23 protein-coding genes and 1 pseudogene are annotated in these 24,358 nt (G+C 70.8%); 7 read left to right on the top strand and 17 right to left on the bottom strand.

Annotation, left to right across the window (positions count from 1 at the left end; all coding sequences use genetic code 11):
* Window positions 1–15 precede the first annotated feature (15 nt).
* From QBL25_RS36340 to QBL25_RS36320, 5 genes are all read right to left on the bottom strand, one after another.
* Complete coding sequence (locus QBL25_RS36340) at window positions 16–324, bottom strand: SCO5918 family protein (protein ID WP_409061204.1); 309 nt, start codon at window positions 322–324, stop codon at window positions 16–18.
* Window positions 325–373: 49 nt separating this feature from the next.
* Entirely contained in the window at window positions 374–778 is a 405-nt protein-coding gene (locus tag QBL25_RS36335) for a CBS domain-containing protein (protein ID WP_409061203.1), read from the bottom strand.
* Between the two features lie 46 nt (window positions 779–824).
* Window positions 825–2,342, bottom strand: a complete 1,518-nt coding sequence (locus QBL25_RS36330) for a DEAD/DEAH box helicase (protein WP_409061202.1) — start codon at window positions 2,340–2,342, stop codon at window positions 825–827.
* 322 nt (window positions 2,343–2,664) lie between these two features.
* The gene (locus QBL25_RS36325; protein WP_409061201.1) at window positions 2,665–2,868 is read right to left on the bottom strand and encodes a cold-shock protein; all 204 of its coding nucleotides are present in this window, start codon (window positions 2,866–2,868) and stop codon (window positions 2,665–2,667) included.
* Window positions 2,869–3,354: 486 nt separating this feature from the next.
* Window positions 3,355–3,693: a MerR family transcriptional regulator gene (locus QBL25_RS36320; protein ID WP_409061200.1), complete on the bottom strand. Its 339-nt coding sequence runs from the start codon at window positions 3,691–3,693 to the stop codon at window positions 3,355–3,357.
* Between the two features lie 822 nt (window positions 3,694–4,515).
* On the opposite strand from QBL25_RS36320, the gene QBL25_RS36315 reads away from it, so the two are divergent.
* Entirely contained in the window at window positions 4,516–4,908 is a 393-nt protein-coding gene (locus tag QBL25_RS36315) for an ATP-binding protein (protein WP_409061199.1), read from the top strand.
* A gap of 148 nt (window positions 4,909–5,056) precedes the next feature.
* Here the strand turns inward: QBL25_RS36315 and QBL25_RS36310 are convergent, their stop codons facing one another.
* The 3 genes and pseudogenes from QBL25_RS36310 to QBL25_RS36300 form a co-directional block, all read right to left on the bottom strand.
* The gene (locus tag QBL25_RS36310; RefSeq protein ID WP_409061198.1) at window positions 5,057–6,319 is read right to left on the bottom strand and encodes an IS110 family transposase; all 1,263 of its coding nucleotides are present in this window, start codon (window positions 6,317–6,319) and stop codon (window positions 5,057–5,059) included.
* Between the two features lie 447 nt (window positions 6,320–6,766).
* Window positions 6,767–7,828, bottom strand: a pseudogene (locus tag QBL25_RS36305) (IS110 family transposase); the annotation flags it as partial.
* Window positions 7,829–9,074: 1,246 nt separating this feature from the next.
* Window positions 9,075–10,040, bottom strand: coding sequence for a pirin family protein (locus QBL25_RS36300; RefSeq protein WP_409061197.1), 966 nt, complete (start codon window positions 10,038–10,040; stop codon window positions 9,075–9,077).
* A 159-nt stretch (window positions 10,041–10,199) separates the two neighbouring features.
* On the opposite strand from QBL25_RS36300, the gene QBL25_RS36295 reads away from it, so the two are divergent.
* Window positions 10,200–10,547, top strand: a complete 348-nt coding sequence (locus tag QBL25_RS36295; protein WP_409061196.1) for a tetratricopeptide repeat protein — start codon at window positions 10,200–10,202, stop codon at window positions 10,545–10,547.
* A 37-nt stretch (window positions 10,548–10,584) separates the two neighbouring features.
* On the opposite strand, the gene QBL25_RS36290 is transcribed toward QBL25_RS36295, so the two are convergent.
* The 3 genes from QBL25_RS36290 to QBL25_RS36280 all read right to left on the bottom strand — a co-directional run bounded on the left by QBL25_RS36290 (window position 10,585) and on the right by QBL25_RS36280 (window position 11,902).
* Window positions 10,585–10,971: a fluoride efflux transporter FluC gene (locus QBL25_RS36290; protein WP_409061195.1), complete on the bottom strand. Its 387-nt coding sequence runs from the start codon at window positions 10,969–10,971 to the stop codon at window positions 10,585–10,587.
* Window positions 10,972–11,041: 70 nt separating this feature from the next.
* On the bottom strand, window positions 11,042–11,455 hold the full coding sequence (crcB, locus tag QBL25_RS36285; protein WP_409061194.1) for a fluoride efflux transporter CrcB: 414 nt from the start codon (window positions 11,453–11,455) through the stop codon (window positions 11,042–11,044).
* An 81-nt stretch (window positions 11,456–11,536) separates the two neighbouring features.
* A complete protein-coding gene (locus tag QBL25_RS36280) occupies window positions 11,537–11,902 on the bottom strand; it encodes an ArsR/SmtB family transcription factor (RefSeq protein ID WP_409061193.1) in 366 nt (121 codons plus the stop codon).
* A 95-nt stretch (window positions 11,903–11,997) separates the two neighbouring features.
* On the opposite strand from QBL25_RS36280, the gene QBL25_RS36275 reads away from it, so the two are divergent.
* Together QBL25_RS36275 and QBL25_RS36270 are read left to right on the top strand one after the other, a co-directional pair.
* Window positions 11,998–14,424, top strand: coding sequence for a heavy metal translocating P-type ATPase (locus QBL25_RS36275; protein ID WP_409061192.1), 2,427 nt, complete (start codon window positions 11,998–12,000; stop codon window positions 14,422–14,424).
* Window positions 14,425–14,587: 163 nt separating this feature from the next.
* A complete protein-coding gene (locus QBL25_RS36270) occupies window positions 14,588–15,196 on the top strand; it encodes a chemotaxis protein CheB (protein ID WP_409061191.1) in 609 nt (202 codons plus the stop codon).
* Between the two features lie 38 nt (window positions 15,197–15,234).
* Here QBL25_RS36270 and QBL25_RS36265 read toward each other — a convergent pair whose 3' ends face one another.
* From QBL25_RS36265 to QBL25_RS36255, 3 genes are all read right to left on the bottom strand, one after another.
* On the bottom strand, window positions 15,235–15,960 hold the full coding sequence (locus tag QBL25_RS36265) for a TetR/AcrR family transcriptional regulator (RefSeq protein ID WP_409061190.1): 726 nt from the start codon (window positions 15,958–15,960) through the stop codon (window positions 15,235–15,237).
* 187 nt (window positions 15,961–16,147) lie between these two features.
* Complete coding sequence (locus QBL25_RS36260; RefSeq protein WP_409061189.1) at window positions 16,148–16,900, bottom strand: SDR family oxidoreductase; 753 nt, start codon at window positions 16,898–16,900, stop codon at window positions 16,148–16,150.
* A 236-nt stretch (window positions 16,901–17,136) separates the two neighbouring features.
* The gene (locus tag QBL25_RS36255; protein ID WP_409061188.1) at window positions 17,137–18,567 is read right to left on the bottom strand and encodes a dihydrolipoyl dehydrogenase family protein; all 1,431 of its coding nucleotides are present in this window, start codon (window positions 18,565–18,567) and stop codon (window positions 17,137–17,139) included.
* A 142-nt stretch (window positions 18,568–18,709) separates the two neighbouring features.
* Here QBL25_RS36255 and trxA point away from each other — a divergent pair, with 142 nt between their 5' ends.
* The gene (gene trxA, locus QBL25_RS36250; protein WP_409061187.1) at window positions 18,710–19,105 is read left to right on the top strand and encodes a thioredoxin; all 396 of its coding nucleotides are present in this window, start codon (window positions 18,710–18,712) and stop codon (window positions 19,103–19,105) included.
* A gap of 22 nt (window positions 19,106–19,127) precedes the next feature.
* Here the strand turns inward: trxA and QBL25_RS36245 are convergent, their stop codons facing one another.
* Window positions 19,128–20,171, bottom strand: a complete 1,044-nt coding sequence (locus tag QBL25_RS36245; RefSeq protein ID WP_409061186.1) for a LacI family DNA-binding transcriptional regulator — start codon at window positions 20,169–20,171, stop codon at window positions 19,128–19,130.
* Window positions 20,172–20,352: 181 nt separating this feature from the next.
* Between QBL25_RS36245 and QBL25_RS36240 the strand changes: the two genes are divergently transcribed.
* A complete protein-coding gene (locus QBL25_RS36240; RefSeq protein WP_409061185.1) occupies window positions 20,353–21,756 on the top strand; it encodes an amidase in 1,404 nt (467 codons plus the stop codon).
* Here QBL25_RS36240 and QBL25_RS36235 read toward each other — a convergent pair.
* Window positions 21,753–22,820: a glycosyl hydrolase family 18 protein gene (locus tag QBL25_RS36235; RefSeq protein WP_409061184.1), complete on the bottom strand. Its 1,068-nt coding sequence runs from the start codon at window positions 22,818–22,820 to the stop codon at window positions 21,753–21,755. The genes QBL25_RS36240 and QBL25_RS36235 overlap by 4 nt on opposite strands.
* 71 nt (window positions 22,821–22,891) lie before the next feature.
* On the opposite strand from QBL25_RS36235, the gene QBL25_RS36230 reads away from it, so the two are divergent.
* The gene (locus QBL25_RS36230) at window positions 22,892–23,350 is read left to right on the top strand and encodes a type II toxin-antitoxin system PemK/MazF family toxin (RefSeq protein WP_409061183.1); all 459 of its coding nucleotides are present in this window, start codon (window positions 22,892–22,894) and stop codon (window positions 23,348–23,350) included.
* Here the strand turns inward: QBL25_RS36230 and QBL25_RS36225 are convergent.
* Window positions 23,347–24,237 (bottom strand): TIGR02452 family protein, encoded by an 891-nt coding sequence (locus QBL25_RS36225; RefSeq protein WP_409061182.1) that lies wholly within the window; start codon window positions 24,235–24,237, stop codon window positions 23,347–23,349. The two genes, QBL25_RS36230 and QBL25_RS36225, sit on opposite strands and share 4 nt — an antisense overlap.
* Between the last annotated feature and the right edge of the window lie 121 nt (window positions 24,238–24,358).

Raw genomic sequence — 24,358 nt, 5'->3', positions numbered from 1 at the left:
TACCTGTTTCCTCCGTCAGACGGAAACGGGGGTGCCGAGCATCGCGGAAGCCTGCTGGACCGAGCTGAGGATGCGTACAGGTGCGGCCGTGGGGAGGGTGCGACAGGTGAAGCCGAGCTGAGCCATGGCCCGAAGGACTTCGGCGGCGCTGAAGTCACGCCGGTCCTGGCGTGTGATGACCTGGCCGACTTGCTTGACGGGGTAGTGGCGGCGACCGATGATCACCGATTCGCCGCTGCCTCGTTCAGGCTTGATGCCCTTCATCGATTCCAGCACGCCACTCTTGGTGAGGTCGAAGGGGAAGCGGGCGATGACACAACGCATGTGGCCTCACAGAGAGAAGGAGCGAACGGTCCGACCTGGATGAGGCGGCTCAGTGCGAGAGGGCAAGAACGCGCAGGGCGCCCTCTTGCCCGTCGACCACCGGCAGGGCCCCGACCCGGCGGGAGCGCATCGCGTGCTCGGCGTCGGAGGCAGCGATCACGGGTGAGATGGACGTCCCGTGATCGCCGATGATGTCCCGGAGACGGACGCGGTCCGTGTAGGCGGAGCCGTCGCGGACGGCGGTGAGTTCGCTCCGGGTGACCAGGCCGGTGCGCTGGCCGTCCTGGTCGCAGACGACCAGCCGGCCCGTGCGGGCGGCAGTCATGACGGAGAGCGCCACCTCGACACTCATGTCGTCACAGACCTGCGGTCCAGCCGCGTCCCTGGCCTCAACCACCGCGTCGTGCACGGGGTTGGCACTCGCCGGGCGGGGCTGCATCTGAACCAGCGTCAAAAGGTGCCTCCTGCAGAGATGGGTCAGCTTCCTGATCACGAAAGTTCTAGGCCGCCACATCGATGACGGGCCGGCGTACGGGTGCGCGCCGGGCTGCCGAAGCAGGGCGGCGTCGGCCTCGGGACGAGGAGGCGCTGCGCTTGGGGCGTTCGGCCACCGGTGCGGTGATGACGACCGGGATTCCCGACGGGGTCTGGGCGCCGGTGATCCGGTTCAAAGCCTCCTCGCCCGAGCGGACTTGCGTGGTCTGCGGCCGGATTCCGGCATCCGTCATCAGGCGGACCATGCCGCGGCGCTGGTTCGGTGTGACGAGGGTGACGACACTGCCGGACTCGCCGGCGCGGGCCGTGCGGCCGCCGCGGTGGAGGTAGTCCTTGTGGTCGGTGGGCGGGTCGACGTTCACAACCAGGTCGAGATCGTCGACGTGGATGCCGCGCGCCGCGACGTTGGTCGCCACCAGCACGCTGACGTGCCCCGTCTTGAACTGCGCCAGCGTGCGGGTGCGCTGGGGCTGCGACTTGCCGCCGTGCAGCGCGGCGGCCCGTACTCCGCTGTTGAGCAGGTCCTGGGTCAGCCGGTCGACGGCGTGCTTGGTGTCCAGGAACATGATCACGCGGCCGTCGCGGGCGGCGATCTCGGTCGTGGCTGCGTGCTTGTCGGCGCCATGGACGTGCAGGACGTGGTGCTCCATCGTGGTGACCGCACCGGCCGACGGGTCGACCGAATGCACCACGGGGTCGGTCAGGTAGCGGCGCACCAGCAGGTCGACGTTACGGTCCAAGGTGGCGGAGAACAGCATCCGCTGCCCCTCCGGACGCACCTGGTCGAGCAGCGCGGTGACCTGCGGCATGAAGCCCATGTCGGCCATCTGGTCGGCCTCGTCCAGGACGGTGATGCCGACCTGGTTCAGCCGGCAGTCGCCACGGTCAATGAGGTCCTTGAGCCGGCCGGGCGTCGCGACGACGACCTCGGCTCCACCGCGCAGGGCACTGACCTGCCGGCCGATCGACATGCCGCCGACAACGGTGGCCAGGCGCAGCTTCACCGAGCGGGCGTAGGGCGTCAGTGCGTCGGTCACCTGCTGCGCCAGCTCACGCGTCGGCACAAGGATCAGAGCCAGCGGCTGGCCGGGTTCGGCGCGCTGTCCGGCGGTGCGGGCCAGCAGAGCCAGGCCGAAAGCGAGGGTCTTGCCCGAGCCGGTGCGGCCACGGCCGAGTACGTCGCGGCCCGCGAGGGTGTTGGGCAGCGTCGCCCCCTGGATCGGGAACGGAACGCGCATGCCGTGCGCAGTGAGCGAGGCCAGCAGCCGCTCGGGCATGTCGAGATCGGCGAACGCCTCGACAGCGGGCAGCGCGGGAGTGATCGTGTTCGGCAGGGCGAACTCGCCCTGGGCTACTGCGTGCCGGCGACCGTGGCCTCCCGGGCGGCTCGGGCCTCCGGAACGGCGCGGGGCGGGGGCGCCGAAGCGGCTGCCCCGGTGCGAACCGGCGTCGGAGCCAGAAACAGGCGCGCCAATACGGCTGCGTGCGCGGGAAGAACGGTCGTTCGTACGTGAGGGGTTCATTCAGAACCTTCCTTGACACGGCACGCATCAAGGAATTCTCGCAGCACGAAAAACAGCGCAGGGAATCACAAGAACGGGCCGAACGAAATGCGAAAGCAGATCCAGCCTGCAATGGATGCGGTGCATGCAAGTGCAGGCGACGAAATGTGACGTCATACGGACGTGAAATACCGGACGTCTACGGGTGCAGCTTCAAAGAGGCCAGCATCCCCGGAGGGACCTGCGGGCGCCAGTGTCCCACGAGGTAAGCCCCGGGGAATGTCCGTAGCTGGGGCCCGCACCCCGAGGGATGCGGGCCCCAGCTACAAAGTGCGCGTCAGCGTCAGGCGGGAACGATGTTCTCGGCCGTCGGGCCCTTCTGGCCCTGGGCGATGTCGAAGTTCACCTTCTGGCCTTCCTCGAGCTCACGGAAGCCCTGGGCGGCGATGTTCGAGAAGTGGGCGAACACGTCAGCGCCGCCACCGTCCTGCTCGATGAAGCCGAAGCCCTTGGCCGCGTTGAACCACTTCACAGTGCCAGACGCCATGTCATATCTCCTTGTGGGGCAGTACGCCGGGACCCGCAATCTACGGATACCGGGTCGCCGAGATGATGCCCCACCCGGAAAATTACCGGAAATACAAAACACTTCCTGCGGCTAAAAACAGCGACAAAAGCGTTGAAGTTTTTGGGAACCACTACTGCAACTAAGAGCGACAGTAGCATGCGGTAGCGGCCCACGTACGGTCGGCAATTGCACTCTCTTCATCGCGGCAAACACACTGCCAGCGCGGCGCATTGAACTCTCATCCCGCGGTCACAGATATTGGGACACCCAGAATGCAACGTAGCGTGTGACGCGGCCACTATCGCCGACCATGGCCTTCACGATCAGTACGGCCACAGGGGATCGCGGCGTTGTTCATCTACCCCGTGCGCATCGGCGCCATGCAGGCATCTGCGATGACCGGCCACCGGCGCACGGCGTGACGACTCAGGCGGGCCCGACCCTACGCCTCCGGTCTCAGCCGTATTAGCCCGCTGCCGTCGGGTTCGCTGATCCAGCGGTGCGACGGTATTCGGCGTTGATGCGCTGGGCTTCTTCGAGTTGGTCTTCGAGGATGACGATGCGGCAGGCGGCTTCGATGGGGGTGCCCTGGTCGACGAGTTCGCGGGCGCGGGCGGCGATGCGCAGTTGGTAGCGGGAGTAGCGGCGGTGGCCGCCCTCGGAGCGCAGCGGGGTGATCAGGCGGGCTTCGCCGATGGCGCGCAGGAAGCCCTGGGTGGTGCCGAGTATCTCGGCGGCCCGGCCCATCGTGTAGGCGGGGTAGTCGTCGTCATCGAGACGGCCGAACGAAGCGTCTGCTGTCATTGCACCTCTCTATGGAACGCGTGGAGGGGCCCGGGTGCTGTGTGGCACCCGGGCCCCGAAGGAACTGCTACACCATCTGCCGACCCTGTTACCGCGTCGGCCTTCTGTTTCCGCTGACCCGACCGAGATGAAGTCGGGACTGCTGGGATCGCGATTGCTTGACCGGAGACCACCTCACTATCGATGTCCTGCGGTACCCGGACTCAACATTCCGTCCGGGCGATCCTGATGGCGCTCGGCTCCTCCGTTCTTTCCCTCTTGAACAACTACTTGCCGACCTGCTGGTGACCTGAGTAAGCGTCACTCTCCGGCAGCCAGCCCCGTCGCCACTCCTGCATCCGCTCTGGCTTAGAACCCCACTGCCGAACCTCCCGGTGCGCGCGCCCGCAGCCGACGCCTTCACCAAGGTGCTGCTCACTATCACTGCTGGGTACCGCGAACTGCACTTACCGAACTGCGGTCCTGATCACGGCGGCCCCTGATCACTGCGAGCCACCCGGTCCGGTCGTCAGCCCCGTCGCCGTCCTGCAACAACCCTGGCTTCGGAACTCCACCACCGCACCGTCCTGCGAACTGCACCTACGTGTACTACTGCCCGGCAGTTCATCTCTGCCAGGCCCTGCTGTCTCTCTGGGCTACGAGAGAAACCATAGCCACACCACCACCCGATGTCTACTCCAGCCAACATAGATTTCCGCGTGTTCGACAGTGAGGTAATCGACCTCGAACAGCGATGGGAGGCGGCGCGGGATCGTCATAGCTGGATTAGGGGCCGCGGGCCCGGGCAAGCGCACCGGACAGGCAGAGACGAAGGTGACCCTCATGGGCACGATGAGCATCGACGTCGCAGGCATCCGCTCCGCGACATCCGTCGCCGGCGCACGCGGCAGCACCCGGGAATTCCTCGACAGGCTGCAACGACCGGCGGTCGTGGCCGATGCTGCCGACACAGTGATCCTGGCGGTCTCAGAACTCGTCACCAACGCCCTGCGCCATGGCGGCGGCACCTGCACCCTGGAGCTGACCGCACACCCGGAGAGCATCGAGGTGTCCGTGCACGACCGCAGCCCGAAGGCCCCGCGCATGCGAACCCCGGACCTGAACGACGGCACCGGAGGATTCGGCTGGTCCATGGTCAACCGCCTCGCCCGCGCCACCGCCGTGACCCGCGGGACATCCGGCGGCAAGACCGTGAGCGCCCTCTTCGCCCGGTAGTGCCAGACCGCCGACGCCGATCAGTGTGCTGGGCGGCCTCCCTAAGAGGACGTCGGCTCTGCGTCGGGCGAGGCAGAGGAGGGCCTGGGTGTGGTGCTTTCCCTGGGTGATCTTCTTGTCGTAGTAGACACCTCACGGTGTCAAGTCATCACGCTGCAACGGCGGGGTGGTCGTGGAAGGCGGTTTGCTCGTCGAACAGCGCACGGTGCTGAAGGCAGTGGTAGAGCTGGCCGATCATGCGGTTGAAGAGATTCCTCTGAGCGGCTGCATGCCAATCTCCGTGCTCGCGTCGTCGCCGGTAGTGTCCGTTGGCACCGGCGGAGGCGCGGAGTGCGGAGAAGGCCCACAAGTAGCCTGCGTGGTTGAGGCGGTCGTTCTTCACCCACCGCCGGGTGATGCTCGACTTCTTGCCGGAAGCCCTGGTGACAGGCGAGGAACCCGCGTAAGCCTTCAGGCCGCGGGCGTCTGCGAAACGGGTGCGGTCGTCCCCGATCTCAGCGAGGATCCGGGCTCCGAGCTGGGTGCCAAGCCCGGGGAAGCTCAGCAGTATCTCGGCGTCCGGATGCTGAGGGAATGCGTCTTCCACCGCTTCGGCGAGCTGGTCGGCGGCGGTGCAGGCGGCTTCCAACTGGAGGAGGAGAGCGAGCATCTGCTTGCCCAGGGCTTCCTCGACGAGCGGCGGTTGGTGGGCCCAGTCGCCGCGGAGGATGTCGCGGAGACGGTCGGCTTCCGCCTCGACGCCCCGCTTACGGCCGGCTCGCTTGAGGGCGGCCTGGAGCTGAGAGCGGGTAAGCCGTGCAGCCCGGGTGGGGGTGGGTGCGGTCTTCAGGACTTCGCGAGTCTCGGGGCGACACAGGCCGTTGCTCCAGGTTGCGACGGCCTCCAAGAGGCCTGGGTAGTACTCGCGCAGGAGGGAACGGAGCTGGTTGGCGAGCTGCTGGCGGTTCCAGAGCGAGTCCTGCTGAGCGCGGGCCAGGACGGCGATGGCCCGGCCGAGTTCGGAATCGTCGGGCAGCGGGCGGTGGGCGTGCATGTCAGTGCGCAGGATGTTCGCCAGGACCAGGGCATCGCCGGGGTCGGATTTCTTGCGCGAGACGGAGTGCCGGTCGCGGTAGCGAGCCGCGGCCATCGGGTTGATCGCGTACAGCTTGCGCTTGCCGGTGCGCAGGGTAGCAACCAGCAGGCCACGGGACGTCTCGATCGCGACTGGGATCGGGTCTTCCTCGGTGTCGCCGTGCTCGGCGAGTAACTCAAGGAGCAGCTTGTAGCCGGTCGCGTCGTCGGTGATGTGCCGTTTGGCCACCACTGCGCCGGTGTCGTCGACCAGGGCGACATCGTGCGTCTTCTCAGCCCAGTCAATGCCGCAGTAGATCAAGGTTCTCTCCCATGTGCTGGTGTTTGCGCTGGTCACGAGCGCATGCGGGCCACGCGAGCGACCTAATCCCAGGCATCAACCGCCTCGCGGATGTGCCTCCACCTCACTAGTCGTTCGTGGCACCAGCGCACCGCACGGGCCCCGGTCTATGCAGGAGCTCAGACAGCTCGGGCCTGTCAAGAGGTCACCATGCGACGGGCTCGCACCACCAACACCAACGAGTGATCAAGCCGGTAGTTGTTGACGGTGGGGGCTGCCGTGAAGCTGCCGAGTACTGCGCGATCTACTACGAGGCATCCAAGCCCAGTGCGGGACAGGCATCTATCCGGCACTGCACGACCGCCACCACCGTGAGTACCAAGACCGCGCACCTGTCTAAAGCGAGGCGTTGCCCGCCCGGCAGCCACTAGATGTCACGATCCGGCACTCGAACGTCCTTGGGGACAACGGCCCCAGCTGGACGCTCTTAACAATGGATTAGGTGCGGGAGGCCGGGTCGGCCAGGGCGGCGAAGGCGGAGAGGAAGAAGGCCCGTTTGAGCTGCTTGTTTCCTCTGCGTGAGGGTTGTTCGCCGCGGATCGAGGAGCCCGAGCTTCTGGTGGCTGGGGCGAGGCCGGCGTAGGCGGCGAGGTGGGCGGCGCTGGGGAAACGGGTGCCGTCTCCGACGTCGATGAGGATGCGGGCGCCGGTCCTGATGCCGATGCCGGGCATGGACATCAGGACCTTGGAAAGAGGGTGGGTCTCCAGTAGTTCCTCGATCCGGTGGGCCAACAGTTTGCGCTGGTCGAGCACTGCCTGGAGTGAGTTGGCGAGGCTGGGGACGATGAGGCTGGCGGCGTCGGTGCCCGGGACGACGACGGTCTGTTCGTCCAGCGCGGTGAAGATGTCGTTGATCAGCCGTTCGGCCATCCGCGGTGCTTTTGGGCGGATCAGACTGACCAGCCGGCGGCGTCCGGCCTTGCGGATCTGGGCCGGGGAGCCGAACTGGTCGAGGAGTCTGAGCACGGCCGGGTGCTGCATGCGCGGGCCAAGGACCCGTTCCAGGTGCGGGTGGATCTGGGTGAAGAGCCCGCGCAGCCGGTTGGCCAGGCGGGTTGCTTCGGTGGCGAGGTCGTCGTCGAACCCGACGATCATCTGCAGTTCGGCGATGGTGTCGTCGTCGAGGTCGACCGAGCGCAGGGTGTGGGGCATCGCGCGGGCCGCGTCGGCGATGATGAACGCGTCTTTCGCATCGGTTTTGGCCTCGCCGGGATAAAGGTCGGCGATCCGCCGCATCGTCAGACCGGGCAGGTAGGCGACGTGGCAGCCCAGGTCGCGGGCGACGGTCAGCGGCAGGGCTCCGATGGAGGCGACCTGGTCGACGATGACCAGGACGGTTCCATGCTTGGCCTGCAGTTTGGCGAAGACTTCGCGGAGTTTGGGCTCGCTGTTGGGAAGGCGCTTGTCGAAGGTCTTCTTCCCGGCCGGGGTGAGTGCGGTGGCGTGGTGTTCGCCCTTGCCGACGTCCAGGCCGAGGTAGACGTCGATGTCGCTGATATCGATCACGTCGTGCATCCTTCGGTGCTGTTCACCGGCCCTGCCACGGCACTGATCGCCACATCCACATTACGAAGAGCCTCCCGACCTGCGAAAAGGCCGGTGGTCATGCCCCTAATCAGTGGTCTGTCAGTGCCTCCGGAGCTGGTGACACCACCCCCCGGGCCATGCACTCGACAAGGGGAGGTAGTCATGCCAAGAAGGCCGGTCGCCCCGTTGCGGGGCTACGAAAACGGTAATTGTGATAGTTCAACTGCGGCCCGGGTTGGGCTGCTGCCAGGCTCGGCGTTGACGTTCCGGCATGACCCGAAACGGTAATTGGCGGCTCGTCAGAGCCTGCCGTGCCCCCGAGATGTCTGCCGGACGTCGGCGTCGGCCTGGCCCACCCCGTTGGCTTGATCAGCAGCTTGTCCGCCATTGCGACGTGACTCATCACAGTTATGCCACGCGGTGACTCCACCCAGGCCGGCGCCGACCACGGCCGTCCAGCCGCAAGGAGAACAACCGTATGACCATGCTTGCAGAACAAGTCGACGGCGTCATCGGCGTCGACACCCATCGCGACACCCTCGCCGCCGCGGCCATCAGCCCCATCGGCGCTGTCCTGGCCACCACTTAAGGCCCTGGAGGCCCAGGCCGACCGACTTCGAGAGTCCTCCCCACCAGCGTGGGGGTGTTCCCGATCCCAGAGCGATACCGGTGGGGTCCAGCTCATCTTCCTCACCGGCGTGGGGGTGTTTCGACACCAACCGGGACGAGCTACCGGGAGTCGTCGCCCGCTCCACCGATGGAGGGGGTCCACCGATCGCCTCGTTCAGCGTGCAGCCAGGGAAGCCTTCCCAATTCCAAAGGGCTGACGGACTCGCCGACGCTCGGCGTCATCCTCGTCACGGTTATCGGCTCCCGACAAACGGCCGCGATACCCGCGCGCAACGGAATGTCATGCCGCGCGTCCGTGCTTCTCTTCCGCCGCCGCACCCAGTTCAACATGATCAACGCCTACCAGAGGGGGTCGAGGTGGTCCTGAGCATGTCCGAGGTAATCAGCTCGAAGCCCATCTGATTACACGTCAGTAGAGTCAGCATTGGGTCAGCATTAGGTTTGCCAGACCTGGACACAGAGGGTCAAACCTTCGACTCGGATGCGCGACCCCGAATCTCCTTCGGCGAACATGATCACTCACCCGGAGCTACCCGCCTTCGCCGCACCCAGGATCGCCCCGAGGGCCATATCCTGACGACAGCAACCGCGCTGGTCAGCGCACTCGCCCCCGCGGTTTCAGCGGTACAGGCGGCAAGTCCGGCGCGGGGATCCGGGCACCGTCGTAACCCTTCACCTCCCCGAAGCGTGAGCTATCCATCCAGTCCGAACGGGCCTGTGCGATATCCTCGTTGGACCGCCCGATGAAGTTCCACCACATGATCAGTTCCTCGTCGAACGGTTCGCCGCCGAGCAGCATCAGGCCCGCGTCCGACTGTGCGTGCAGCGGGAGTTCGGTACGGCCGCAGCCGAGGTAGAGCATCGAGCCGGGCAGCACCGGGACGCCGTCCACCCGGGTCTCGCCGGACATGCACAGGACCGCGTACTCGAAGTCGGGGTTCAGCGGCAGGCGTACGTCCGCGTCGCGGGCCAGGGTCAGGTCCGCGCCGACGATCGGGGTGTAGGTCGTGCCGGGGGACGTGGTGCCGTCGACCGTGCCCAGGATGAGGGTCGCCGTCAGGCCGGGGGCCGTGACCTGGGGCAGCTCCGCGTGGTGCTCGAAGCGCGGGTCGGTGTTGCGGTGGACGTCGGGCAGGGCCACCCACAGCTGGGCGCCGTGCAGAAGGCGGGCGTGCGCCCGCGGGCTCTCCTCGGAGTGCGAGATGGCCCGGCCCGAGGTCATCAGGCCCAGCTCACGGGGGCGGATCGTCTGGAGGCTGCCCGTGGAGTCGCGGTGCAGGACCTCGCCCTCGTGCAGCCAGCTCACCGTCTGAAGGCCCATGTGCGGGTGGGGGCCCACCTGCATGCCCGGCTCGTCCGCGATGTCGTCGGGGCCGTAGTGGTCCACGAAGCACCAGGCGCCGACCATCCGGCGTCCCAGGTTGGGCAGCAGGCGGCGGACCTCGGTGGACTCGCCGAGCTTGACCTTCCGGGGGCTGAGGAGTTCCCGGACCGGTTCGGCGACGACGAACCCGCGACCGCCGCACAGGGACGGGACCGCCTCACGATCAAGATTGCTCATGCCGCACAACCTAGACCCGTGGAGCACCGCCCGTCAGGCACCCGCCCGGTCATTCCGGCGGAACCGGCGTACGCGTGTTGACCCGGTGCCGTCCCCACCGAACTACTTAGTGGAATATTCAATTACCCGTGGCGGTTGGACGGCTCGAAGGAGGCAACAGTGGACGCGACGTACTACGACCACGGAACCGCGGCGGAGCGCTGGGAGCGCGCGCGGCAGTTCTTCGACGCCAAGGAGTACGCCACGGCGGCGCGCATCCTGGACACCCTGACCGACGACATGCCGGAGCTGGTCGCCCCGCGGCTGCTGCTCGCCCGTGCCTACTACCACTCGGCGCAACTGCGCCGCGCGGAGGCCCAGTTGCGTACGGTGATCGAGCTCGACCCCGTCGAGCAGTACGCCCGGCTGCTCCTCGGCCGCACGCTGGAGCGGCAGGGACGGGACGCCGACGCGGCCCCGCACCTGCGGATGGCGGCGGCCCTCTCGGGGGACTTCACCGAGGTCTGATCCCGGGTCACGCGCGATCCCCCCTGGCGAAGGCGGCTCAGCCCCACACCGCCTTCGCCAGGGCGATGCCCGCGTAGACCGCGCCGAGCGCCGCCACCACACTGGCCACGACGTTGACCGCCGCGTAGAAGCGGCTTCCGCCCCCCGGGACACCCCCGGAGAGCCGCAGCGTCTCGTACGAGAAGGTCGAGTACGTCGTCAGGGCGCCGCACAGGCCCGTACCGAGGAACAGCTGGACGTGGGAGGAGGCGGCGCCCGCGAGGGTCGCGCCGGTGAGCACGCCGAGGATCAGGCTGCCCGCCACATTGACGACGAACGTCCCCCACGGGAAGACCGTGTCGTGCCGGGCCTGCACGGCGCGATCGGTGAGGAACCGCAGCGGGGCGCCGATCATCGCTCCCGCCACCACGCAGAGCCAGTTCACCGGCACACCCCACTTTGGCGCGCGTACCGCCGCCCGCCCCGCACGTACCGGCGCGCGGGCCGGAGCCCGCTCATGAGCGGCGCTCCACGATGACGCGGCGCGTCACCCAGGCCGCACTCCCCACCGCCGCGAGGGCCGCGAGCAGCGTCAGCGCGAGATACGCCAGGCCCGTGCGGGCATGGCCCCCTTCGACCAGGCGCTCGATGTCCAGCGCGTAGGTGGAAAAGGTGGTGAAGCCGCCGAGCACGCCGGTGCCGAAGAAGGGCCGCAGGAGGCGGTGCGGTGTCCGCGCTTCGGTGAGGAGCACCATGAAGGCACCCATGACCGCGCATCCGACGACGTTCACCAGGAGTGTCGTCGTGGGGAAGGCGCCTGGGGCGGTGGGCCAGATCAGGGACGCCCCGTAGCGGGCCGACGCGCCGATCGCGCCGCCGACGGCCACGGCCGCCACCACGGACCACACGCCGTCGCCGGGCTTCCTCATCTGTGCCACCTGTGCGGAATCAAGGGTGAATCAAGGGCCTGCGCGGGATCGGGAGATCACCCGCTGAAGATCGTCTTCAGGCTAGCCGCCGTGCGGGGTGTCGCGCAGGCCGAGGCGCAGGTGTTCGACGTGGAAGAGCGCCTGGTCGAGGAGTTCGGCCACGTGGTGGTCGTAGAGGGCGTAGATGACCGAGCGGCCGCGCCGTTCGCCGGTGATGAGGCCGAGGTTGCGCAGCAGGCGCAACTGGTGCGAGCAGGCCGACTGCTCCATGCCGACCGCTTCGGCCAGGTCACCGGCCGCGCAGGGGCCCTCCTGAAGGCGGGCGAGGATCAGCAGCCGAGACGGGGTCGCCAGGGCCTGGAGCGTGGCGGCGACGTCGGCGGCGCCCACGGCGTCCAGGCGTTCGCGCGTGGTGGCGGTGCTCTTGTCGTCGACTCCGTGACCCATGGAGCCATCCTATCGGCGACACATGAAAAGCTGTTCATTTGTTCCTGTACGGTGTGGGCGTCGCCGTTCCCCAGCCCGTGAAGGGTTCCTTCGCCATGCCCACTGCCCTGATCCCCCGCCCCGACCAGGGAACTCCCACCCGCCCCGCGGCGACCGCGCGCCGCCGCACCCGCGTCTTCGCGCTCGCCGAGGCCCGCTGGGCGGCGGCGGCAACGGCCGCGTTCCTCCTCGCGCTGCCGCTCCAACTGGCCGGGACCGCCGCGTGGCTGTGGGGTGCGCTGTACGCCGTCGCGTACGTCGCCGGGGGCTGGGAGCCCGCGCTCGCCGGCCTGCGGGCGCTGCGCGAGAAGACCCTGGACGTGGACCTGCTGATGATCGTGGCCGCCCTCGGCGCCGCCTCGATCGGCCAGGTGATGGACGGGGCGCTGCTCGTCGTCATCTTCGCCACGTCCGGCGCCCTCGAGGCCCTGGCCACCGCCCGTACGGCCGACTCGGTGCGCGGCCTGCTCGACCTCGCGCCCGCCACGGCCACGCGGCTGGCCGAGGGAGGCGGTGAAGAGACCGTCGGCACGGCCGGGTTGACCGTCGGCGACGTCATCCTCGTACGGCCCGGTGAGCGGGTCGGCGCGGACGGCGAGGTACTGGACGGGGCCAGTGACGTCGATCAGGCCACGATCACCGGGGAGCCACTGCCGGTCGCCAAGGCGGCCGGGGACGAGGTGTTCGCGGGCACTTTGAACGGGACGGGGGCGCTGCGGGTGCGGGTGGGGCGCGACGCGTCGGACTCGGTGATCGCGCGGATCGTGGCGATGGTCGAGGAGGCGTCGGAGACCAAGGCGCCGACCCAGCTGTTCATCGAGAAGGTCGAGCAGCGGTACTCGCTGGGCATGGTCGTCGCCACGCTCGCCGTGTTCGGCGTACCGCTGGCGTTCGGCGACGACCTGACCGGGGCGCTGCTGCGGGCGATGACGTTCATGATCGTGGCCTCGCCGTGCGCGGTGGTCCTCGCCACCATGCCGCCGCTGCTCTCGGCGATCGCCAACGCGGGGCGGCACGGGGTGCTGGTCAAGTCGGCCGTCGTGATGGAGCGTCTGGGACAGGTCGACGCGGTGGCCCTCGACAAGACGGGCACCCTGACCGAGGGAACGCCTCGGGTGACTGCCCTCCACGCGCTCCCCGGCAGCGGGCTGACCGACGACGCCCTGCTGGCCCTCGCGGCGGCGGCCGAGCACCGCAGCGAACATCCGCTGGCCCGCGCCGTGATGGGCGCGGCACGCGGCCGCGGCCTGGACATCCCGCCGGTGGCGGACTTCGCCTCCACCCCGGGGGTCGGGGTGCGTGCCACGGTCGGTGACGCGGTGGTGGAGGTGGGCGCGCCGACACGACTGCTGGATGCCCTGCCGGGCGACGACGGTGGGGACCGGCCGAGCAGCGGCGTCGCGAGAGACCGGGCGAGTACCCGTATGGGGAAGGACCGCACGCACACCGACGCCGCGTGGGGCCCGGCGGGCGGCTGCGCCGCCAAGGACCGGGCGAACACCGTTGCCGCGAAGGACCACGCAAGCATCGGCGCCGCCAAGGACCACACGAACGCCGTTGCCGCGAGGGGCCCGGCGGGCAGCTGCGCCGCCAAGGACCGGGCGGAAACCGTCACCGCGAACGACCGTACGAACACCGACATCGCGAAGGACCGCACAAGCAGCGGCGAGACGACGGACCAGGCGAGCACCGGCGATCCGATGGACCAAGCAGGCACCGGCGATCCGACGGACCAAGCAGGCACCGACGCTCTGGCTCTCGCCCGGCAGTGGGGCGAGGACGGTCAGACCGCCGTGCTCGTACGGCGCGACGGCGTGCCCGTGGGCGTCATCGGCGTCGCCGACCGCCTGCGCCCGGACGCCGCGAGGACCGTCACCGCCCTGGAATCCCTCACGGGCACGGCTCCCCTGCTGCTCACCGGCGACAACGCGCAGGCCGCGGCCCGTATCGCCGCGGAAGTCGGCATCAAGGACGTACGAGCCGGGCTGCTCCCGCAGGACAAGGTCACGGCGGTGCGTGCGGCGGAGGCCGCCGGGCGCAAGGTCCTGGTCGTCGGGGACGGGGTCAACGACGCGCCCGCCCTCGCCGCGGCGCACACCGGCATCGCGATGGGCCGGGCCGGTTCCGACCTCGCCCTGGAGACCGCCGACGCCGTCGTCGTACGGGACGAACTCGCCACCGTGCCCAGGGTGATCGCCCTGTCCCGCCGTGCCCGGGGGCTCGTGGTGCAGAACCTGGTGATCGCCGGGACGTTCATCGCCGTCTTGGTGGTCTGGGACCTGGCCGGCACCCTGCCCCTCCCCCTCGGGGTCCTGGGCCACGAGGGCTCGACCGTGCTGGTGGGGCTCAACGGGCTGCGGCTGCTGCGGGAGGCGGCGTGGCGGGACGCGGGGCGGGACGCTGGACAGGGGCAGGACCCGGGGCATGGGCAGGACCCAGGGCGGAGGCAGGACTCGGGACGGAGGCAGGACTCGGGGCAGTAAGCCCCGGTCGAGTGAACGGAGGGGCCCCCTCCCGCCGAGACGAGGGCGCCCTTCCCCCGCCCTCTCCGCGGCTCAGCCGGGCGGCCCGCCTTCCTCAACGACACCCACGCCTGCCCCACCCCCCTGCCTGACCCGAAGCCCCCGGTCGGGCTAGGGTCCAGGCGTGGACACCAGCAAGCTCCATCGCACCGCCGACAGCCCCGCGATCGTGATCGTCGCCTCGTCCGCCGGGGGCGTCCAGGGCCTGCGCACCCTGCTGGGCGGGCTGGACGCCGATCTTCCCGCGGCCGTGCTCGTGGCGCAGCACCTGCGCCGGTCCCGGCCCACGCACATCGCCACCATCCTGTCCCGCGCCACCGGCCTGCGCGTCAAGCTGGCCGAGGACGGCGAACACCCGCAGGCCGGCTGCGTCCACATCGCACCGCCCGACCACCACCTGTGCGTGGTGGAGGGCGGCGCGCTGGCCCTGACCCAGCAGGACCGGGTCAACCACGCCCGCCCGGCCGCCGACCCCCTCTTCGAATCCGCCTCGCAGATCTTCGGGGAGCGGATCATCGCCTGCGTGCTGACCGGAGCCGACGGCGACGGGGCGAAGGGCGTCGAGGCGGTCAAGTCGCGCGGCGGCACCGTCATCGTCCAGGACCCGGACACCGCCCAGTTCCACGGCATGCCGAAGTCGGCGATCCAGACCGGCAAGGTCGACTACGTGCGCCCCGCGGACGGCATCGCGCCCCTCATCAACCGGCTCCTCCAGCCGGCCCGCAGCGCCTGAGCGGACCGGGCGTCCGGTCAGCGCGCGAGGCGGTCGAGTCAGCGCGCGAGGCGGTCGAGCCACTCGGCCATGAGGGCGCTCTCGGCACCGGTGAGCGCCGACCGCGGCGCCTTCGCCAGGGTCGCGCCCAACCGCGCGGCGGCGGAGGACAGTTGCACCTCGTCACGCCCACCCCCTGTGCCGTCTTCGCCCGGAGAAGCGTCGGCACGGCCCGCGACGACCTCCGGAGTGAAGATCGCGGCGTGCACCGCGTCCCGCACGCGGCATGAGACGCCGTGGTCGGTGAAGGTCCCCGGGCGGGCGACGAGCATGAGGGCCACGCCCACGTTGGCCGACATCACCATCTGGGCGGCCAGTTCGGGCGCCAGGCGCAACTTGCCCTGCGCGGCGGCCCGTTCCAGATCCCGCGTGAGGATCTGGTGGGACTCAAGGGCCGCGGCGGGCGGCGTCCGCATGGCGGGGGAATGCATGAGCCGGAAGAGGTTGGGGTTGCGCAGCGCGAACTCCACGTGGCCGTCCCACCCGTCGCGCAGGTCCTCGACCGGGTCCGCGGTGGTCTCGCGCTGCCGCTTCGTCGCCAGATACGTGTCGAAGCCGTGGTCGACGACGGCCGCGAGCAGCCCCTGCTTGTCCCCGAAGTGCCGGTACAGCGCCGGGGCGCCCACCTGCGCGGCCTCGCAGACGGCACGCGTGGAGACGTCGCCGTCCGCCGACTCGGCGACCAGGTTCGCCGCCACTTCCAGGATGCGTTCGCGCGTGCTCATCCGAGGGACGCTAGCAGGGCGGCCGTAGCGCTGCTACGCGATGGTGCCGCGGCCGCGGCCGGCGCCCCGCATCCGGGGGCCACAGCGGTGGTGACGGGGGTCGTGACCATGTGGAGCTCCAGATCTCAGCGCGACAGGCAGCAGCAGGCTTCCCAGCGCGACAGGCGGCGGCAGACTCCCCGGCGGGTCAGACGATGCCGCCGTTGGCGCGCAGGACCTGGCCGTTGACCCAGCGGGCGGGTCCGGCCAGGAAGGAGACGACCTCGCCGATGTCCTGCGGGGTGCCGAGCCGCTCCAGCGGCGGCTGGGCGGCCATCTTGGCGATGGTCTCCTCGTCCTTGCCGTCCAGGAACAGGGCGGTGGCGGTCGGCCCGGGGGCGACGGCGTTCACGGTGATGTCGCGGCCGCGCAGCTCCCTGGCCAGGACCAGCGTCATGGCCTCCACGGCACCCTTGGTGGCCGCGTAGGCGCTGTAGCCGGGGAGGGCGAGCCCCACGACGGAGCTGGAGAAGTTGATGATCGCACCGCCGGGGCGCAGCCGGCGAGCGGCCTGCTGGTCGACGACGAACGTGCCCCGGATGTTGGTGCGGTGCATGCGGTCGAGGGCGTCCAGGTCGGTCTCGGCCAGCGGGGCGAGGGTCATGACGCCCGCGGCGTGGACGACCACGTCGATACCGCCGAAGGTCTCCTCGGCGGCGTCGAAGAGGGCGGCCACCGCGTGTTCGTCGGCCACGTCGGCGCGGTGCGCGATGGCCGCTCCCCCGGCGTCGGTGATCGCGGCGACCGCCGCCTCGGCCTCGGTCGTGTTGCCCGCGTAGTTGACGACGACGGCGAGCCCGTCCGCGGCCAGGCGCTCGGCGCTCGCCCGGCCGATGCCGCGCGATCCTCCGGTCACCAGGGCCACCCTGCGGGACGCGGTCGGCTGCTGCTGCTCGGTCATCGGCTTGCTCCCTGTTCTCCGACGGCGGGGTGGCGGCTTCCACCACCCGATAGAAGCAACGCTAACACCCTTTCGTTAGCAGTGCTATCGCCGAGCGTAACGCCGCTACGCCGACGCACCGCACCCCGGACACTGCGCACCCCGGGGTCTCACCAGACAAAGGCACCGGGGCCCGCCACCACAGCGGTGACGGGCCCCGGACGGTCGCGGCGGTGCGGGCCCGCGCCCGCGTCGGGCTACGCCCCGCGGTAGGTCTCCAGGAGCCGCAGCCACACCTCGCTGACCGTGGGATAGGCCGGGACGGCGTGCCACAGGCGGTCGATCGGCACCTCGCCCGCGATCGCCACCGTCGCCGAGTGGATGAGTTCGCCGACGCCGGGACCCACGAAGGTCACGCCGAGCAGCACCTCGCGGTCGAGGTCGACGATCATGCGGGCCCGGCCCTCGTACCCGTCCGCGTAGAGACCGGCGCCCGCCACGCCCGCCATGTCGTAGTCCACGGCCCGCACGCGGCGCCCCGCGGCTTCCGCCTCCGCGAGGGTGAGGCCCGCCGACGCCGCCTCGGGATCGGTGAAGACCACCTGGGGTACGGCGTCATGGTCGGCGGTGGCGGAGTGGGCGCCCCAGCGGTCGGTCTCCAGGAGCGGCACGCCCTGCGCGCGGGCGGTGATCGCGGCGCCGGCGACACGGGCCTGGTACTTGCCCTGGTGGGTCAGGAGCGCACGGTGGTTGGCGTCGCCCACCGCGTAGAGCCAGTCGCTGCCCTGCACCCGCAGGCTCTCGTCGACCGGCAGCCAGGACCCGGGGTCCATGCCGATCGTCTCCAGGCCCAGGTCGTCGGTGCGCGGGGCGCGGCCCGTGGCGAACAGGATCTCGTCGGCCTCCAGGGTGTCGCCGCTGCTCAGCGTCGCCGTGACCGTGCCGTTCTCCCGGCGTACGGCCGTGACCGAGACGCCGGTGCGGACCTCCGCGCCCGCCTCGGTCAGCGCCTTGGTGACCAGCTCACCGGCGAACGGCTCCATGCGCGGGAGCAGGCCGTCCTCTCCGCGGACCAGCAGCGTGACCTGCGAGCCGAGCGCCTGCCAGGCGGTGGCCATCTCCACGGCGACCACGCCGCCGCCGACCACCGCGAGGCGGCCGGGCACGTGGTCCGCGCTGGTGGCCTCGCGGCTGGTCCAGGGCTTGACCTCGGCCAGGCCCGGCAGGTCGGGCAGGGCCGCCCGGGTGCCGGTGCACACGGCCACCGCGTGGCGCGCCGTCAGGGTCTGCTCGGTGCCGTCGGAGCCCGACACGGTCACCTGGCGCGTTCCGGCGATGCGGCCGTGGCCGCGGTAGAGTTCCACGCCGATCGACTCCAGCCAGCCGACCTGGCCGTCGTCCTTCCAGTGGGAGGTGTAGTAGTCCCGGTGGGCGAGCACCGCCGCCGCGTCGAGGGGCCCCTGCACCGACTGGCGCAGTCCGGGCACCTTGCGGGCGTCCGCCCGCGCGATGACCGGCCGCAGCAGCGCCTTGCTGGGCATGCACGCCCAGTACGAACATTCGCCCCCGACGAGTTCGCTCTCCACGATCGCCACGCTCAGGCCGCCCGCACGGGCGCGGTCCGCGACGTTCTCCCCCACGGGACCAGCACCGAGTACCACTACGTCGTATGTTTTCGAATCCGTCATGGAAGCCAGTGTGGTCGCAGGTGTGCGCCGTGGCCACATGGGTACGCGCGCGGAACGAGCACGGGTGAGCGCGTGGAATACGTCTGCCGCCCGGGCCGTTGTGCACAGCGGCTTCGACCGACAGCAGGAAGAGGGAAACACCATGAGCAGCACGACTGTGGAGCTCACCAAGGAGAACTTCGACCAGACGGTCACGGACAACGAATTCGTCCTGATCGACTTCTGGGCGGAGTGGTGCGGTCCGTGCAAGTCGTTCGCGCCCGTCTACGACAAGGTCGCCGAGGCCAATCCCGACATGGTCTTCGGCAAGGTGGACACGGAGGCGCAGCCTGAGCTGGCTCAGGCCTTCGGCATCCAGTCGATCCCCACGCTGATGATCGTCCGCGATCAGGTGGCCGTGTTCGCGCAGCCCGGCGCCCTGCCGGAGGCGGCCCTCGAGGACGTCATCGGGCAGGCCAGGAAGCTGGACATGGACGAGGTCCGCAGGTCCGTGGCCGAGGAGCAGGCGAAGGCGGAGGCTCAGGGGCAGGAGCAGTAGGCAAGACCCACATACAGCGGGGTCAGCTGGACTCGCGGCGCACCGCCGTCGCGCCGAGCACGTCGTGCACCTCGGGCTCCATGCCCGGGTCACGCACGACCCGGTCGACGAGTTCCGCGAGCTTCTGACCCGACGGCAGCTCGATGCGGACCGTGCTGAGGCGCGGCCGCAGGAGCCTGCCGAGCATCAAGTCGTCGGCGCCGATCATCGCCGTCTCCTCGGGGACGGCGATGCCTTCGTCCTGCAAGGCCCGCATCAGCAGCATCGCGAATTCGTCGTTGTACGTGAACACTCCGTCGACGCCCAGCGTGCGCCAGCGGGCCGCGAGCCGGGCCGCCGACTCCTCGTCGTAGGCGAGGGGCAGCTCGGTCATGGCGGACTCCGTGCCGTGCTGCGCCAGAGCGGCGCGGACGCCTTCGGCGCGTGGCCGCGCGAAGGGCTCCAGACCCGGCTCCTCGGGGACGACGACGCCGATGTGCCGGCTGCCGCGCTCCAGGAGATGGGCGGCGGCGCACCGGCCCACCAGACTCTGGTCCATGAGCAGGGCGTGCGCGCCCTCGGCCCGCTGCGGTCCGATCGTGAAGACGGCCTTGGCGCCCGAGCGCTTCAGGACGCTCACCCCGCGGGCCCCGAGCCCCGACGCGGCGGGGGCGAGGACCGCCACCGGGCGCAGCTCGGCCCAGGCGCGGGCGGCCTCGTCGCCGGTCAGGCCGAGGCTGCCGTACTGCACGACGGTGTAGTCGAACCTGCTGAGCGCCCATTGCAGCTCGTTGAAGAACTCGCTGAAGAGCGGTCCCGCCGGGATCTGCGGGGTGGGCATCAGCACCACCCGGGTGTGTCCGGCGCGCAGGCTGCGGGCTGCGGCGTGCGGCACGTACCCCAGTTCCTTGGCGGCCTCGTGGACGCGTCGGCGGGTGGGCTCGCTGATGCGGACGGCGCTCGTGTTGTTCAGCACGTACGAGACGGTCGCGCGGGAGACTCCCGCGAGGCGCGCCACGTCGGCGCTCGTCGGCACCGAGTACTGGGCGGGCTGCTGCTGTCCGGTCTTGTTCGGTATCTGCACCATGGCGGGGCTCATCCTTCCAGACGGCGTGGGCGCGCTCCCAGGCGGGCGGCGAGGCGCTCCCGGCCTGCGCCGGGCGGCTTCCGGCCGCCCCGCGCGGCGCGAACTGCCGTGCCCGCGTTCCGCGTTCCGCGCGCGCCGGTTAGCGTGCGTGCACCTGCCCGTCGATCAAAGGTGCCCCCACATGACCGCCGACCGCGCCGATGGCCTCGCGCGCACCGCTCGCGCGCTGGCCGACGGAGAAGTGTCCGCACGCACGCTGACGGAGCGCACCCTGGCGCGGATCGAGGCGTCGCAGCCCGTCCTGAACGCCTTCAAGCTCATACGGGCCGAGGCCGCGCTCGCCGAAGCGGACGCCGCCGACCGGGAGTTGGCCGCCGGCGGGTCCGGGCGGCCGCTGCTCGGCGTGCCGCTCGCCGTGAAGGACGACACCGACGTCGCGGGCGAACCGACCGCGTTCGGCTGCCGGGGCGACTTCCCGCCGAAGTCGCAGGACGCCGAGTCGGTGCGCCGCCTTCGGGCGGCCGGCGCCGTGATCGTGGGCAAGACCAACACGTGCGAGCTGGGCCAGTGGCCCTTCACGGAGGGGCCCGGCTTCGGGGACACCCGCAATCCGTGGCACACCGGACACACGCCCGGTGGTTCGTCGGGCGGCTCGGCCGCCGCGGTCGCCGCGGGTCTGGTGCCCGCCGCGCTCGGCTCGGACGGCGCGGGCTCGGTGCGCATCCCCGCCGCCTGGACCCATCTCGTGGGGATCAAGCCGCAGCGCGGCCGCATCTCGACCTGGCCCTGGCCCGAGTCCTTCAACGGCATCACCGTCAACGGCCCGCTGGCCAGGAGTGTGGCCGACGCGGCCCTGCTGCTTGACGCGGCGAGCGGCAACCACGGCGGTGACCTGCACCGGCCGCCGGCCATCAGCGCGTCGGACGCGGCGACGCGCGACCCGGGGCGGCTGCGGATCGCCCTCTCGCTGCGCATGCCGTTCACCGCGACGCCCAAGCGCCTGCATCCCGTGGTGCGCCGCAAGGTCGTCGTCCTGGCCGACCGGCTGGCGGCGCTGGGCCACGACGTGGAGGAGGCCGACCCGCGCTACGGCCAGATCGGCCTGGACTTCGTGCCGCGCGCCACGGCGGGGATCACGGAGTGGGTCCGCGAGATCCCCGAGCCGCACCTCCTCGACCCGCGCACCAAGGAGGCGGCCCGCCTGGGGCGCCTGCTCGGCGGCGCCCCGCTGCGCCTGGCCCGGCGTGCCGAGGCCGCCCTGCACCGCCGGGTCGGCGCGATCTTCTCGACCTACGACGTGGTCCTCACGCCCACCACCGCCACGCCCCCGCCGCCGGTCGGCACCCTGGCCGCCCTCAGCGGCTGGCGCACCGACCAGGCGATGATCGCCGCCTGCCCCTACGCGTGGACGTGGAACGTGCTGGGCTGGCCCGGCGTCAACGTGCCCGCGGGCCAGGCGGACGGCGGCCTCCCGGTCGGTGCGCAGCTCCTGGGCCCCGAGGGCAGCGAGCCGCTCCTGGTGTCGCTCGCCGCCCAGCTGGAGGCCGACCAGCGGTGGTACGAGCGGTGGCCCGAGGCCGCCTAGCCGGTGGCCAGGGCCCGCCACACCGCCGGGTCCTCGAAGCCCAGGGCCCACAGGACGGAGTGGCGCACGCCGTACTTGCGCAGGACCGGCAGGTGCGCGGCCGTCCCGCGCGCGTCCTGGTACCAGACCGTGCGGCTCTTGCCGCCTTCCTCGTACGTGAAGTGGGGCGTCTTGGACACCGGGTCGATGCGGTAGGGCGCGCCGACCCGGCGGCGCAGGGCCTCCGCCTCCTTCCAGGTCACGTGCCGGGCGCGGTCACGGCTGCCGACCTGCCAGTCCCAGCCGTAGCCGGGCAGGCCCATCTCCAGCTTGGCGGCCGGCACTTCGGCGGTGGCGCGGCGCAGGATCTCCTCGTACCAGGCGGGTGAGGCGAGGGGTCCCGGCGAGCCCGACGCCCAGTGCTGGTCGTAGGCCATGATGCGCAACCGGTCGGCGGCGGCGCCCAGGCGGCGGTAGTCCCAGACGCGTCCGCTGATCCGGGTCTTCGGCGACACGGTGATCACGCACTGCTTGCGCAGCGCGTGCAGCCGCGCGCACAGATCGGTGACCAGCGTCGCGTACCCCGCCCCCACCTTCTTGTAGGCGGCGTCGCCGGTGGGCGCGATGGACTCGTAGTCCAGGTCGATGCCGTCGTACGAGCGGCTGCGCACGATCCGCAGGAGCGCGTCGACGTGTTGGGCGCGGCGGGCCTTGTCGGTGACGACGGCGGCGAGCGCTCCGGGCCGCATCCGCTCCATGACCGTGGGCACGACCTTGATGCCCGCCTTGTGGAGCCCGTCGATGACGCGGCGCGAGCCGGCGCCGGTGTGGCCGGCCACCCGTCCGGCCGATTTCGCCTCGTACCAGAAGGGACTGACGGTGTGCAGCTGGTCGGCGTGGCGCAGGGCGTTCTGGTACGCGGCTTCCTGGTCCCAGTAAGGAAGCCAGCCCGAGACGGTGCGCGGCGGCGGTGCGCCATGGCCGGCGGAGGACGGGAGGGTGGGGGCAAGTGCCGTGCCGCAGAGGGCGAGCACGGCGATGACCCGGGCCCGGCGGAGGTGTCGTCGGTGTTGTCGGTGCGCCATGGACCGAGCCTGCGGCTCAGCAGGCGCACCCGCCCCGCGGGTTGGGCCAGACAGGTTCTACGGTGGCCCGCGTGACAGCCAACACCGATGACCCGCAGATGTCCGCGCACCCGGGCCGCACGGGCCGCACCGCGACCACCGAGGCCGAGCCCCGCGAGGTGGGCCGGGTGCGGACGACGTACTCCCCCGCCCATGACGGCGACCCCGACCCGGGCGAGATCGTCTGGACGTGGGTGCCCTACGAGGAGAACGACGGGCGTGGCAAGGACCGTCCCGTCCTGGTCGTCGCCCGCGAGGCGCGCGGCACGCTGCTCGCGGTGCAGCTCTCCAGCAAGCGGCACGCCAACGACCGGGAGTGGGTGCCGATCGGCAGCGGCCCGTGGGACCGCGAGGGCCGTGAGTCCTGGGTCGACATCGACCGGGTGCTGCGGGTGCACGACGCGGGCATGCGCCGCGAGGCGTGCGCCCTGGACCGGATGCGGTTCAACCTGGTCGTACGGCGGCTCCAGGAGCGCTACGGCTGGCGTTAGCGCGGGGCGGGCCGTGCCGCGCCCGTGAACCCCGCACCGAACGCCTCGTCGAAGGCGGCCCGCGTCAGCGCGCCGCGCGTCCGGTCGAGCACCCCGAACACGACGTGCTCGAAGGCCCCGTGGAACCGGCCGCCTTCGTCGAGCGGCACCCGGAACGCCTCCGCCACCTGCGCGGGGTCGTTCTGGAAGACCCCGCAGCCCCACGCGCCGAGCACGAGCCGCCGGTAGCCGTGGGCGACGGCGGTCTCCAGGACCCGCTCGGCGCGCCGGGCGAGGGCGGACGGCAGGTCCGCGGCGCGCTCGGGGGTCTGGCGCAGCACGACGCCCGCGTTCGGCGCCGCCGAGGTCAGGAAGCCGACCCGGTAGGCCTGGTCCAGGAGACGCCCCCGGTCGTCGCGGAAGACCGGCACGGCCGGGGAGTGGATCACGCGGTCGGTGTAGAAGGGATCGCGGTGGGCGCGGTGGTGGTCGTAGAACTCCCGGGCCGACCGCACGCACGTGTACAGCGCGGAGGCCCGGCACAGCGCCTCCTCCTGCGCCTGGGCGCCGTTCAGATAGCCGCCGCCGGGATTGCGCGCGGAGGAGAAGTTCAGGACCGCCACCGGGTCCTCCCGCGCGCCCGTCAGGCGGCGCGCGGCCTCCAAGCTGCTCTCCCCGGTGACCTCGACTACCGTGGAGACCGGCTCGGGCGGCGTCACGGACGTCACGGGAGTAACGGCGGTCATGGCGGTCGTCTCCAGGGCCGCGGGACCGAACATCCGCGTGCCGGAGCGCGCGGCGTCCACCGCATCCGCGATCACCACCTCGCGGCCCCCCGGAGCGACGTACCGCCCTGCCGCCACGATGTCCTCGGTCTGCTGCGCGATGCCGCGCAGTCGTGCACTCATGAACGCATGGTGAGCTCCGGACGTCCGGCACCGCAACACCATTCGACGGCACCGACATGGCCGCAAGGGCACTCTTGTGCGATCGGCCGACAGGGTCTTGGGTGGGACGAGCGCTGTGCCG

The sequence above is a fragment of the Streptomyces sp. SYP-A7185 genome, assembly GCF_046103685.1.
In the GTDB taxonomy this organism is placed as follows: domain Bacteria; phylum Actinomycetota; class Actinomycetes; order Streptomycetales; family Streptomycetaceae; genus Streptomyces.
The sequence above is the reverse complement of the archived record's forward strand: the minus strand, read 5'-3'. Positions and strand labels throughout refer to the sequence as shown.

Coding starts and splice junctions, on each gene's coding strand:
- QBL25_RS36340 (WP_409061204.1), bottom strand. CDS start 324: ATGCGTTGTGTCATCGCCCGCTTCCCCTTCGACCTCACCAAGAGTGGC.
- crcB (WP_409061194.1), bottom strand. CDS start 11,455: ATGAGGAAGCCCGGCGACGGCGTGTGGTCCGTGGTGGCGGCCGTGGCC.
- QBL25_RS36235 (WP_409061184.1), bottom strand. CDS start 22,820: ATGGCGCACCGACAACACCGACGACACCTCCGCCGGGCCCGGGTCATC.
- QBL25_RS36240 (WP_409061185.1), top strand. CDS start 20,353: ATGACCGCCGACCGCGCCGATGGCCTCGCGCGCACCGCTCGCGCGCTG.
- QBL25_RS36320 (WP_409061200.1), bottom strand. CDS start 3,693: ATGACAGCAGACGCTTCGTTCGGCCGTCTCGATGACGACGACTACCCC.
- QBL25_RS36265 (WP_409061190.1), bottom strand. CDS start 15,960: ATGAGCACGCGCGAACGCATCCTGGAAGTGGCGGCGAACCTGGTCGCC.
- QBL25_RS36330 (WP_409061202.1), bottom strand. CDS start 2,342: ATGAACCCCTCACGTACGAACGACCGTTCTTCCCGCGCACGCAGCCGT.
- QBL25_RS36245 (WP_409061186.1), bottom strand. CDS start 20,171: ATGGTGCAGATACCGAACAAGACCGGACAGCAGCAGCCCGCCCAGTAC.
- QBL25_RS36325 (WP_409061201.1), bottom strand. CDS start 2,868: ATGGCGTCTGGCACTGTGAAGTGGTTCAACGCGGCCAAGGGCTTCGGC.
- QBL25_RS36280 (WP_409061193.1), bottom strand. CDS start 11,902: ATGGGTCACGGAGTCGACGACAAGAGCACCGCCACCACGCGCGAACGC.
- QBL25_RS36315 (WP_409061199.1), top strand. CDS start 4,516: ATGGGCACGATGAGCATCGACGTCGCAGGCATCCGCTCCGCGACATCC.
- QBL25_RS36260 (WP_409061189.1), bottom strand. CDS start 16,900: ATGACCGAGCAGCAGCAGCCGACCGCGTCCCGCAGGGTGGCCCTGGTG.
- trxA (WP_409061187.1), top strand. CDS start 18,710: ATGAGCAGCACGACTGTGGAGCTCACCAAGGAGAACTTCGACCAGACG.
- QBL25_RS36300 (WP_409061197.1), bottom strand. CDS start 10,040: ATGAGCAATCTTGATCGTGAGGCGGTCCCGTCCCTGTGCGGCGGTCGC.
- QBL25_RS36225 (WP_409061182.1), bottom strand. CDS start 24,237: ATGAGTGCACGACTGCGCGGCATCGCGCAGCAGACCGAGGACATCGTG.
- QBL25_RS36275 (WP_409061192.1), top strand. CDS start 11,998: ATGCCCACTGCCCTGATCCCCCGCCCCGACCAGGGAACTCCCACCCGC.
- QBL25_RS36255 (WP_409061188.1), bottom strand. CDS start 18,567: ATGACGGATTCGAAAACATACGACGTAGTGGTACTCGGTGCTGGTCCC.